The sequence below is a fragment of the Actinobacillus ureae ATCC 25976 genome (genome assembly GCF_000188255.1).
In the GTDB taxonomy this organism is placed as follows: Bacteria; Pseudomonadota; Gammaproteobacteria; order Enterobacterales; family Pasteurellaceae; genus Actinobacillus; species Actinobacillus ureae.
The window spans coordinates 862,425-875,291 of record NZ_GL831080.1 but is presented as its reverse complement, the minus strand read 5'-3'; the positions used below and the strand labels follow the sequence as shown (position 1 = coordinate 875,291).

Here is a 12,867-nt window from a genome sequence, read left to right as displayed (position 1 = left end):
CCCCTAATTGATTAATTTCCGCAATTTCATCATTACCGAAAACTTGAATTGGCAATTCTTCTTTACCTTTATTGAGCAATTTCACTGACTCGATCAAATTTTCAAATCGCTTAGTCAAATGTCCTTGTAAATAGAAACGATTGAAAGCCCAAATAAAAATCAATGAGATAAGTAGAGTTGCCACAATAATGAAGCCACTAACTTTTGTTTGCTGCTTCATATTCTGGTTAAGAGCGGTCAATTTTTTACCTATTTTCTTCTCTTTTTCATTTAGCGCATGCCAAGCTTCTTTGAGTTGTGCCAAACGAAAGGTAATTGCTACATCAAATAACTTTTTCACCAAATACTCCCTCGCAAGTAGACGATCGTAATCTAACAGAGACTCATTCAATAACTTTTGCTGTCCCACATATAGTGAATCCTGAGCGTCTAATGAATTAAGTGGATATTTGGCAAAGTTACGGGCAGCGACCATTTTCTGCCCTCGTTCAGATAATAAAAAGGTAATAAATGCCATAGCATCTTCTACATGCTCACTACTACGATGAATTGCTACAAACGTGGGAGAAGCAATAGAATGAGGAAAATAGACAAATCCCACATCAGAATGTGCGGACTGGTTAAGTGCGTAAGTATCAATGCTCATACCGGCTACGGCTAAACCTGCTTTTACTTTATCAGCCACATTAAAACTACGGGATGAAATCAAAGAGAAATTGCGAGATAACGTCAAAAAGTCAGTCCATCCTTCATTCCAACCTCGTTGCTGTAGCAACATTTTCAACATAATATGATTTGACCCCGAACGTGAAGGCGAACTCATTAACACACTATTAAAATAATCAGGGTGTAATAAGCTATTCCAATCTGTTGGGATAGATAAATTACGTTCCTTAAGTAACTTTTTATTGTAAAAAATACCATAACCAGAGAATGCTACAGCGGTAATTGTTTGTCTCAATTGAAGCGGCACCCATTTGTCATGCTGCTGTAAATGATCTGGTAGAGAAAGTAGTACCTGTTACTGTTGCAGCTGTTGAAATAAAAATGGCGATGAACTCAACACTAAATCTACATTCTCTATATTTGGCTGGGTTAACAAACGCTCTAATGAATTCACAGTGCGGTTAATTAAACGGATATGTTGCTCCGGATAAATTTCTTCCCATTCATTTTGAATATAATTCATTGTTTCCGGAGAGAAAGAAGTTGCGACGGCTAAACTTTTTGCCTGAACCTGCAGTGTTAGCAATAGCGCCAATAAACTACCGAAATAGCTGATAAATTTTCTCATTGTTACATCCATTTCTGTGATTTAGATCACAAAATTAAAAAATTTTTTCATTCACATTTTGCCAAATAGGCAATTTTTATCTCAATTTTCACCCATCATATCCATATATAAGCAGTGACCGTTATTTTGGGTTGATTTTGACACATAAAATCTATTAAAAATGTCAATTTTGACTTAAATTTCAATGTATTGCCTTTTGTTTTAGACATATTAGCATAGCGCCAAATTTCTTTAACAAGAAATAAAAAATTCCTTATTTTTTAGTCTTACAGGTATTACATTATGATTTCATTCTTAGCCTCAAAACCTGGTAAACCCGTACCAGAAGCAGAACAATTAGCACGTTATAACCGTTTAAGATGGCATGTACTTTTCGGCATATTTATTGGCTATGCTGCATACTATATTTTACGTAATAACTTCTTACTTTCTTCGCCTGAACTTATCAGTGAGTTCGGTTTCACTAAAAAAGACATTGGTTTTATTTCCGGAACAATGTTGGTTGTATATGGCTTAAGTAAAGGCTTTATGTCTGCTTTTGCCGATAAATCCAACCCAAAACATTTTATGATTTTCGGTTTAATGATGTCTGCAGCGGTTAACCTTATGATGGGCTTTAGTGCATCATTCTGGGTCTTTTTATTCCTTTGTATTCTCAATGGCATCTTCCAAGGTATGGGTGCTGGCCCTGCTTATGTGGTATTAGCAAGCTGGTTCCTGCGTAAATCTCGAGGAGTTACCACTGCAATGTTCAATATTTCACATAACGTAGGTGGCGGACTAGTCGCACCAATTGCAGGCGCAAGTATCGCATGGCTTGGTACTGAACATTGGCAAGCAGCACACTTTACTGTTCCAATAGTGTTAGCAACTATTATTGCAATTATTGTGTATATTTTCGGTAAAGGACGTACTTATAATGAAGGTTTAGCACCAACAAGCAAAATCTTAGGTACAGAACAAGAAGAGCTAATTGTTACCAAAGAAGAAAATGTGAATTTAACTACATGGGAAATTTTCCGTGATTATATTGTAAAAGATATTAATGTTTGGTTCGTATCATTTATCGATGTATTTACTTATATGATCCGTTTCGGCGTATTAACTTGGTTACCACTTTACTTATTAGAAACTAAAGGTTTCTCAAAAGGTCAAATGGCAACCGCATTTGCTATCTTTGAATGGGCTGCAATTCCCTCAAAATTATTAGCGGGATGGTTAACCGATACCTACTTCAAAGGGTGCCGTATGCCGCTTGCGATCATCACATTAGTCGGTGTAGGTGCAGCAATGTTTGCTTACTGGGGTGGACAAGATTTATTAACGGTAACCATTGGTGCAGGCATCATTGGTTGTTTAATCTATGTACCAATGTTCTTATCATCATTACAAACTATTGAATTAGTTCCCTCATTTGCGGCTGGTTCTGCAACAGGTTTACGTGGTTTACTCAGTTACATTTTAGGGAGTTTCTCAGGTACTGCATTATTCGGAATCTTAGCTGAACGCTTTGGTTGGGATGCAGGTTTCTACCTCTTATTATTCGCAGTATGTGGTTGTATTTTCTGCTGTTATATGACTCACTTAGGTGTGTTACGTTTAGAAAAGAAAAAATTAGCACAAGCAGCAAATCATTAATATTAAGTAAAAGTGCGGTAAAATTTACCGCACTTTTTTGTTTATTAAAAAGCTGATAAATCTCCTCATATTTATACTCTAAATAATGTATAGATTGAATAAAGTGTTGCCAATGTACAACCATTAATTATTCATTTACGGCATAATTGCGAAAATTTTGCAAAAAATTAACCGCTTATTTGTGTTAAAATCCCCTCAATTTTTTCTTATCTGAATTTAAATATCGTAATGACTCAACAACGTTTCGTTCATCTTAAAGTCCATAGTGATTTCTCTATGATTAACGGTTTGGCTAAAGTAAAACCGTTAGTCAAAACGGCAGTTGCCAACAATATGGTAGCAATGGCATTAACCGATTTCAGTAACTTTTGCGGATTGGTGAAATTTTATGGCGAAGCGTTAGGTTCCGGATTAAAACCGATTATCGGTGCGGATATTTTCGTGCGTCCCGAACCGGATAGCGAAGACTTCTTTGAATTAACTTTATTGGCAAAAAACAACACCGGTTATCACAATATTACTCTTTTACTTTCAAAAGCTTATCAACAAGGTTATGTCGAATTCCCAGTAGTTGAAAAAGCGTGGCTTGCCGAGTTAAATGAAGGCATCATTGTGCTTTCCGGCGGGCGAAACGGCGATGTAGGGAAAGCATTACTCAAAGAAAATGAAGCGGAAGCAGACGAATTAATTAGCTTTTACCAGCAATATTTTCCGAATCATTACTATCTTTCTCTTTGTCGTACCGGTCGTATGGATGAAGAACGCTACATTCAACAAGCCGTACCTTTTTCACAAAAACACCAATTACCGTTAGTGGCGGTTAATGATGTGGTGTTCTTGAAAGAGGATGATTTTGATGCACACGAAATTCGGGTGGCAATCCACGACAGCTATACCTTAGATGATCCGAAGCGTCCGAAAAAATATTCACCGCAACAACATTTCCGTAGCGAACAAGAAATGTGTACCTTGTTTGCCGATTTACCGCAAGCGGTTGAAAATACGCTACAAATTGCAATGCGATGCAATGTGACCGTACGTTTAGGCGAATATTTCTTACCGAATTTCCCAACCGGCGATCTTTCTACCGAAGATTTTTTAGTGAAAAAATCACGGGAAGGTTTGGAAGAACGTTTGGAATTTCTGTTCCCTGATCCGGAAGAACGTAAAAACAAGAGGTCTGTTTATGATGAACGTTTGCAAGTCGAGCTGGACGTAATTAACCAAATGGGCTTCCCCGGCTACTTCCTGATCGTAATGGAATTTATTCAGTGGTCGAAAGACAACGATATTCCGGTTGGCCCAGGGCGTGGTTCCGGTGCGGGTTCTTTAGTAGCGTATGCGTTAAAAATTACCGATTTAGATCCGCTTGCCTTCGACTTGCTCTTTGAGCGTTTCTTAAATCCGGAGCGTGTTTCAATGCCCGATTTCGACGTCGATTTCTGTATGGATGGGCGAGATCGTGTTATTGAACACGTTGCCGACACTTACGGTCGCCAAGCGGTTTCACAGATCATTACTTTCGGTACGATGGCAGCAAAAGCGGTAATCCGAGATGTAGGCCGTGTGCTTGGTCATCCGTATAATTTTGTCGATCGTATTTCTAAACTGATTCCACCGGATCCGGGTATGACCTTGGCTAAAGCGTTTGATGCCGAGCCGAAATTGCCAGAACTTTACGAAGCCGATGAAGAAGTGAAAGACTTAATCGATATGGCTCGTAAATTGGAAGGCGTAACCCGAAATGCCGGTAAACACGCCGGTGGTGTGGTTATCGCACCAACGGCAATTACCGATTTCTCACCGCTTTATTGTGATTCGGAAGGGCTCCATCCGGTGACTCACTTCGATAAAAACGATGTGGAATATGCCGGTTTAGTAAAATTTGACTTCTTAGGCTTACGCACGCTCACCATTATTAAATGGGCGTTGGAAATGATCAACCAGCGTTTAGCCCGAGAAGGCAAAGAACCGGTGCGTATCGAGAGTATTCCGTTAGATGATAAGAAATCTTTTGATCTTTTACTCGCATCGAAAACAACGGCGGTATTCCAGCTAGAGTCACGCGGAATGAAAGATCTGATTTCACGTCTGAAGCCCGACTGTTTTGAAGATATTATCGCGTTAGTAGCATTATTCCGTCCCGGCCCGCTTGAATCCGGCATGGTACAAAACTTTATCGACCGTAAACACGGCAACGAAGAAGTTTCTTACCCTGATGCACAATATCAGCACGAATCGCTTAAACCGATTTTGGCTCCGACCTATGGCGTTATTGTTTACCAAGAGCAGGTAATGCAAATCGCACAGGTACTTGCCGGTTATACCTTAGGCGGCGCAGACTTATTACGCCGTGCAATGGGTAAGAAAAAGCCGGAAGAAATGGCGGCACAGCGTGAAATCTTCGAAAAAGGAGCGATCAAACAAGGTGTTGATGGCGATCTTGCGATGAAAATCTTTGACTTGGTGGAAAAATTCGCCGGTTATGGTTTTAACAAATCGCACTCTGCCGCTTATGCGTTGGTTTCTTACCAAACATTATGGCTGAAAGCACACTACCCTGCCGAATTTATGGCAGCGGTAATGACTTCAGAGATGGATAATACCGATAAAATCGTTGGCTTTTATGACGAATGTATCAATATGGGCTTAACCGTTGTTCCGCCTGATGTAAACAGTGGTAAACACCGTTTTTCAGTGAATGAAAAAGGCGAAATCGTGTACGGTTTAGGTGCAATTAAAGGTGTGGGTGAAGGCCCGGTTGAAGCAATTTTAGAAGCGCGTGAAAAAGACGGTATCTTCAAAGATTTATTTTATTTGACTGCTCGTGTCGATCTGAAAAAAATCAATCGCCGTACCTTTGAAAGCTTAATTATGTCAGGCGCTTTCGATAAATTAGGTCCGCATCGTGCTGCATTGATGAAAAATTTAGAAGACGCACTAAAAGCTTCTGACCAACATAGCAAAATGGAAGCACTCGGACAAAGTGATATGTTCGGTGTGCTAACTGAAACGCCGGAAGAAGTGCAAAACGCCTATGCGAATACGCCGAAATGGTCGGAACAAACCATTTTAGAAGGCGAACGTACCACACTCGGTTTATATTTAAGCGGTCACCCAATCGGACGATTCTTAAAAGAGTTATCACACTATGCACCAGTACGTCTAAATGAACTACAACCAACACGCCGTGGGCAAGTGGTCACAGTTGCCGGTATTATTATGGGGTCGCGTATCGCCATAACTAAACGAGGTAGCCGTCTTGGGATTGCAACTATTGAAGATCGTTCCGGTAAATTAGATATGACACTATTTTCGGAAGCTCTCGAAACTTACGGCCATCTTTTAGAGAAAGATCGTATTGTGATCGCAACCGGTTCGGTACAATTCGATGATTTTAGCGGCGGGTTAAAAATGTCAGTACGAGAAATCGCCACTTTAGATGAAGCTCGCAGCCGCTATGCGAAAAGCCTTGCTTTAGCGGTTAGTCAAGAACAGCTTACTCCGCAATTTGTAAAAGAATTACGAGAAATCATTGAACCGAATAAGGAAGGGACGTTACCGCTACATTTCTACTACCAAAGTCCTGAAGGCAGAGCCTTATTGCGAAGCGGTGTAGAATGGCGAATTACCCCGAAAGATGAAATGCTCGACCAACTCAAAACCCTACTCGGCGAAAATGCCGTAGAACTGGAGTTCGAGTAACAAAGGCATAGTAGACAAAACAAGCGGTTGAATTTGCAGATTTTTTACAAATTTGACCGCTTGTTATTTGGTGAAATGGAAAATATGTAACTTTTGTCTATTAAACCATTAAAGCTGTACCGCTAATTTTGCATAGGCTCGTTCGGCTTTTGCCAAGGCTTTTTCGGTATTCTCGTCACGGGCCAAGATGACACCTAAACGACGGTGACCGTTAACCTCACCTTTACCAAATAAACGAATATTGGTGCCGATTTCTTCTAACACTTTATCAAGATTACCGAATCTCACATTATTTGATTTGCCTTCAACTACAATCGCCTTGGAAGCTGCTGGGCTAATTTGATAAATTTCTGGAATCGGTAAACCTAAAATCGCACGAGCGTGTAAGGCAAACTGAGACAGCTCTTGCGAAGCCATGGTGACCATTCCCGTATCATGCGGGCGAGGCGAAACTTCATTAAAGATAATTTCATCACCACAAACAAACAATTCCACACCAAAAATACCGCGTCCGCCTAATGCCGTTGTAATTCGCTCTGCGGTTTCTTGCGCACGTTTTAATGCAAGTTCAGACATCGCTTGCGGCTGCCAAGATTCACGATAATCGCCATCTTCTTGGCGATGTCCGATTGGTGCTAAGAAAGATGTACCATTTACATGACGCACGGTTAATTGCGTGATTTCATAATCGAATTTGATAAAGCCTTCTACGATCACTCGTCCGCTGCCAGCACGTCCGCCTTCTTGCGAGTAATCCCATGCTTGTTGAATTTGATCCTCAGATTTAATCACTGATTGTCCGTGACCGGATGATGACATAATCGGTTTAACTACACATGGAAGACCAATTTCAACTACGGCTTTCTGAAAATCATCAAAGTTATCAACGAAGAAATAAGGTGATGTTTTTAAGCCAAGTTCTTCCGCTGCTAAACGGCGAATACCTTCACGGTTCATTGTTAATTGGGTTGCCTTTGCAGTCGGCACCACATTGTAGCCTTCTTGCTCTAACTCTACCAACGTTGCTGTCGCAATCGCTTCAACTTCCGGCACGATAAAATCCGGCTTCTCTTGTTCCACTAATGCACGTAACGCTGCGCCATCTAACATGGAGATCGTATAAGAACGATGTGCTACTTGTTGTGCCGGCGGATTTTCATAGCGATCCACCGCAATCACTTCTACTCCTAAGCGTTGTAGTTCAATTACAACTTCTTTACCTAACTCACCTGAGCCAAGCATCATCACTTTCGTAGCATTCGGTCTTAATGGCGTGCCAATTGTGGTCATTTTTGATCCTCTTTAATTTAAAGCAAACGTTTGCGTGAATTATATAATAAAAGCGGTAAGATTTTGTAAAAAATTTGCTAAATCTTACCGCTTGTTAAGTACTAGTCGAGTGATTATGCCGATTTATCATCCGCTTTCTCTAGCTCTTCCGCTTTTTCCATTGCACCTTGAATAGTGAGCTGGATTTCCACCGAAGTCAACGTTCTGAGCATTTCCTCCGCTTCCATGACTTTCGCAATAACCGCATTGCCTTGTTCATCAAAATAACCTTGCGCTTTTAAGCTTGCACTAAAGGTTGAGAAAATCGCCTTATCAAAAAACTCCGGTGCATTGATACCGTGTAAAATCGAAAGACGTTGTGCGATAGAACGGCTTTCTTTTTCTAACGCATTACGACTTATTTCCGGTTGCTCCAACAAGACACTTAAGCTGATGTAGTAACGTTGTAAAATTTCACGCACACCTGCCGCATGAAGCTGTAATGCACGTACACGAGAACGATTAATTTTTAATACATCACTTTCGTATTTAATAATTTGCTGACGAGTAAACTCGGTTAAAATCAGTTCAACTTGCTGACGAACTTCGCTTTCATCGAAGTGAAGGAATAATTCAGCTTTTAAGAACGGGTAAATATGACTTACCGTTTTCATAATCAGATCTTTGGATACCGATTCGTGGTGTAAGACGATACTTGCAACCAATGATGGCAACACAAACAGATGCTGAATATTATTACGGTAATAAGTCATCAATACCGCAGATTCACGATCTAAGCGAATCATTTCACCAAAATTATCTTTCTCACTCACCACGCCGGAACGAGGTAACGTAAGCACATGCTGTAACATTTCTTCCGCAGGTTCTTTCGGAATAGTGATATCCGCCGAATAAGGTACGTTTTTAAATAATTGTAGGTAGCTATCTACTTGTTCAATTAATTGTTCGCTTGCTAATGCTCGCTGACGAGAAGCTAACAATACCGAGCCGATCAAGTTTTTCGCGGTCACTGCCGCTGCATTATTAATATTCACCATCACTTGCTGAGCCACAGAATCCACCGCCTCATTTAGCCATTTCGGACGTACATCTTCAGAAGGAGGTTCTTTCCATTCAGGGAAATGTTGATTCAAATAATTGTTTACTTGAATAGGTTCACCAAAATTCACATAGCCTTGTCCTAAATTACGTAATTTTTTAATCACACGTAACACTAAGCCAGCATTTTCTTTTTCTTTCTCCGCACCTCGCAATTCTTTTGCATAAGTATCTACTTCAAGCACGTGTTCATAACCGATATAAACCGGTACAATACTAATCGGGCGAGTTAAACCACGTTGTAATGCTTGTAATGTCATCGACATCATACCGGTTTTCGGCTCAAGTAAGCGTCCGGTACGAGAACGGCCACCCTCAATAAAATATTCCACCGAATATCCTCGATAAAATAGCTCTGCCAAATACTCACGGAAAATCGTTGAATATAAGCGGTTGCCTTTAAATGTACGGCGAATAAAGAATGCCCCACCACGGCGGAAAAACGCCCCTGCCGGCCAGAAATTTAGGTTAATACCTGCAGCAATATGCGGTGGAACTAAGCCTTGATGGTACAAAATGTATGATAGTAATAAGTAGTCCATATGACTACGGTGGCACGGTACATAAACAATCTCATGCCCTTCTAAAGCAAGCTTACGTACACGTTCCGCATTCTGCACACTGATACCTTGATACAACTTATTCCATAACCAACTTAGCACACGATCCGCCATACGTAACGTCTCGTGGCTCACATCGGCTGCAATCTCATCCAAGATTTTCTCCGCTTCTTGCTGCGCTTTTTCTTTGGAAATCTTTTTCGATTTTGCTTCGTCTTCAATCGCCTGCACAATGGCTGACAATTGGATCAGTTTATTAAACATCGCTTGGCGATCAGGCAAACGTGGCCCAGTTGCCGAATAACGTTGCTTAGCAAAGTGCATTTTTGCCACTCGAGCCAGCTTTTGTGCCAATCCTTCTTCCGCACCATGTTCAGTCACCATATAACGCAAAGATAATGCTTGAGAAAAACGCACAAAATTATCTCGTCCAAACCAGATCATGGCAATGATGCGTTGAAAAGTACTCATAAAACGCAGAGATGGTGCTTTTTCTTTACCCGGTGAGCGCCCCCATAACACAGATACCGGTACTAGCTGCACATCTAAATTTTCATCCGTTCGATGCAAATCCAGATAACGATAGAAGAGAGATTCAGTCTCGCTTTTAGCTCCTTTCGATTTAAAAAAACGACGACCTTCATCTAAAAAGACATAACGAGGTAAGGACTGACCGTTAATCTCATTAGTTTGTAATGGATCAGGTAAATTCCGTACTTGGCAATTCTTTTGTAGAATTAATAAATCCGTTTGGGACGTATAAGGTAATACGTAAATAATAGGTTGTGATAGATTTAATGATAGTTCGTTCACCGGATCGGTAGGAATAGAACGAGACTTAACTAACAACGAAAGCGGAACATTCAACACTTTCCGATAAAAATTTAAGAGGCTAGACATTTTAATATCCTTAATTGTTATGGTTTATGCCATCTATATGTATACGAAATATAGTCTATCATAAATTTGTCAGAATTTTCTGAATTTATCTAGTTACAAATAAAAAATTACTGTATATAATGACACAAATTTCTGTATATAAAGACAGTGAGGAAAAAATGTCACGTAAACACTTAACTGCTCGTCAGCAAGAAATCTTTGATTTTGTCAAACACCATATTGAAACCACTGGTATGCCGCCAACACGAGTAGAAATTGCCAGAGAAATCGGTTTTAAATCACCTAATGCGGCAGAAGAACATTTAAAAGCACTGGCTCGTAAAGGTTATATTGAAATGCTTTCCGGTACTTCGCGCGGTATCCGTATCTTAGTAAATAACGAAACTGAAGAAGCAGCCAATGATGACGACTTACCTCTAATTGGAAAAGTAGCGGCCGGAACACCGATTATGGCGATTGAACACGTTGAGAGCCATTATCCGGTAAACGGTGCTATGTTTAATCCGAATGCAGATTACTTACTTAAGGTAAATGGTAATTCAATGGAAAAAATTGGCATTTTAGACGGTGATTTACTTACCGTACATAAAACAAACTTTGCCCGTAACGGTCAGGTTGTTGTCGCACGTGTTGATGATGAAGTTACCGTAAAACGTTTAGAGAAAAAAGGTGATCTCATTTATCTTCATCCTGAAAATGATGAATTAGAGCCAATTATTGTTGATCCTCGTATTGAATATATCGAAATTGAAGGGATTGCCGTTGGTGTGATTCGTAATAACGCTTGGATGTAATCTCAATATTAGGAGAATATGCGATAAGCTGTTCTCCTAAATCATTATCATACGCTTATGCAACTTTCCACCTTTTCACATTCCGAAGCAGAATTACTTGAAAAAGCAAACTGGCTCGCTGGTTTTATGCTAGGAGAAATCGCACAACAATTAAATGTTGCTGTTCCGCCGGATCTTCGCCGAGACAAAGGTTGGGTCGGACAATTAATCGAAACAGCTTTAGGCGCCAAAGCCGGCAGCAAGCCAGAACAAGATTTTGCACATTTAGGGATTGAACTCAAAACTATTCCTATTAATCATAAAGGTTTTCCTCTAGAAACGACCTTTGTCAGTTTAGCGCCGCTGACGCAAAATACCGGTATTACTTGGCAGACCTCGCATGTTCGCCATAAATTACAAAAAGTGTTATGGATTCCGGTGCAAGGAGAAAGACAAATTCCGGTTGCAGCACGCCATATCGGACAACCTATTTTATGGACACCTTCATTTGAACAGGAACAACAGTTGAAAAATGACTGGGAAGAATTAATGGAATACATTATTTTTGGGCGTTTAAATGAGATTAATGCCACGCTTGGTGAAGTCATGCAATTACGTCCTAAAGGTCGAAACAGTCGTTCACTCACAACGGCAATTAATCAGCAAGGTGAACGAGTCCAATCTTTACCGTTAGGCTTTTATTTACGTAAACAATTTACCGCCGAAATTTTACAGAATTTTTTACGTTCTCCTCTTTAATTTTTATGCGACTCTCGCTATGATTAGCGCCTTTTAAATTATAGGTAATAACCTATTAAATCGTTTTCTTTTAAAAGGATATTTTATGTTGATTGGATTGCAAATCCCGAAGCGTGGGTCGCACTCTTAACCCTTACTGGGCTTGAAATTGTATTAGGTATTGATAACATTATTGTTATCAGTATTTTAGTTTCACGCCTCCCGATTCACCAACGCCAATCAGCTCGTATTATTGGTTTAGCATTAGCAATGGGAACACGTATCCTATTATTGCTTTCCCTCGCTTGGATGATGAAGTTAGTTGATCCGCTTTTCTCTATTGCCGGTATGCCGATTTCCGGTCGTGATTTAATTCTTTTAGTCGGTGGTATCTTCCTAATTGTGAAAAGTGCGATGGAATTAAAATAATCTATTGCTGGCGAATCTCACGAAGAGAAAGAAGATTCGGCGAAGAAAGCTAGCTTTTTAATGATTTTAGTTCAAATTGCTATTTTTGACGTCGTTTTCTCGCTTGACTTGGTAATCACCGCAGTAGCAATGGCAGATGATATTCCAGTGATGGTTATCGCAATCATTATTGCGGTAGCCGTGATGATGCTTGCAGCAAAATCAATCGGTGATTTCGTAGATAATAACCCAACCATTAAAAACCTTGCATTAGCATTCTTAATTTTAATCGGTGTGGTATTAGTCGGCGAAGGCTTTAATATCCATATTCCAAAATCTGCAGTTTATACTGCGATGGGTTTCTCCGTAGTGGTATAATTACTCAATATTAAAATGCGTAAAAATCAAGAAAAACACGCTAAAGCATAATAAATCAGCCTTTGATGAAAATGATCTGCACCCC

Annotated in this window: 8 protein-coding genes and 1 pseudogene; 5 read left to right on the top strand and 4 right to left on the bottom strand. The window is 40.0% G+C overall.

Annotation, left to right across the window (positions count from 1 at the left end; all coding sequences use genetic code 11):
* Together HMPREF0027_RS04270 and HMPREF0027_RS12505 are read right to left on the bottom strand one after the other, a co-directional pair.
* Positions 1-961, bottom strand: a 961-nt coding sequence (locus HMPREF0027_RS04270; protein WP_244261839.1) for an ABC transporter substrate-binding protein, incomplete at its 3' end; no start/stop codon positions are given.
* Between the two features lie 60 nt (positions 962-1,021).
* Positions 1,022-1,294: a hypothetical protein gene (locus tag HMPREF0027_RS12505; protein ID WP_244261838.1), complete on the bottom strand. Its 273-nt coding sequence runs from the start codon at positions 1,292-1,294 to the stop codon at positions 1,022-1,024.
* 282 nt (positions 1,295-1,576) lie between these two features.
* Between HMPREF0027_RS12505 and HMPREF0027_RS04265 the strand changes: the two genes are divergently transcribed.
* Complete coding sequence (locus HMPREF0027_RS04265; protein ID WP_005622509.1) at positions 1,577-2,932, top strand: MFS transporter; 1,356 nt, start codon at positions 1,577-1,579, stop codon at positions 2,930-2,932.
* 228 nt (positions 2,933-3,160) lie between these two features.
* The gene (gene dnaE, locus HMPREF0027_RS04260) at positions 3,161-6,637 is read left to right on the top strand and encodes a DNA polymerase III subunit alpha (RefSeq protein ID WP_005622508.1); all 3,477 of its coding nucleotides are present in this window, start codon (positions 3,161-3,163) and stop codon (positions 6,635-6,637) included.
* A 108-nt stretch (positions 6,638-6,745) separates the two neighbouring features.
* Here dnaE and purT read toward each other — a convergent pair whose 3' ends face one another.
* Positions 6,746-7,927 (bottom strand): formate-dependent phosphoribosylglycinamide formyltransferase, encoded by a 1,182-nt coding sequence (purT, locus tag HMPREF0027_RS04255; RefSeq protein ID WP_005622507.1) that lies wholly within the window; start codon positions 7,925-7,927, stop codon positions 6,746-6,748.
* A gap of 113 nt (positions 7,928-8,040) precedes the next feature.
* Positions 8,041-10,485, bottom strand: coding sequence for a glycerol-3-phosphate 1-O-acyltransferase PlsB (gene plsB, locus HMPREF0027_RS04250; RefSeq protein ID WP_005622505.1), 2,445 nt, complete (start codon positions 10,483-10,485; stop codon positions 8,041-8,043).
* Between the two features lie 158 nt (positions 10,486-10,643).
* Here plsB and lexA point away from each other — a divergent pair, with 158 nt between their 5' ends.
* The 3 genes and pseudogenes from lexA (at position 10,644) to HMPREF0027_RS04235 (ending at position 12,782) form a co-directional block, all read left to right on the top strand.
* Positions 10,644-11,279: a transcriptional repressor LexA gene (gene lexA / locus HMPREF0027_RS04245; RefSeq protein WP_044024277.1), complete on the top strand. Its 636-nt coding sequence runs from the start codon at positions 10,644-10,646 to the stop codon at positions 11,277-11,279.
* Positions 11,280-11,336: 57 nt separating this feature from the next.
* Complete coding sequence (mutH, locus tag HMPREF0027_RS04240) at positions 11,337-12,017, top strand: DNA mismatch repair endonuclease MutH (RefSeq protein ID WP_005622503.1); 681 nt, start codon at positions 11,337-11,339, stop codon at positions 12,015-12,017.
* 78 nt (positions 12,018-12,095) lie between these two features.
* Positions 12,096-12,782, top strand: a pseudogene (locus HMPREF0027_RS04235) (TerC family protein).
* Positions 12,783-12,867: the final 85 nt, after the last annotated feature.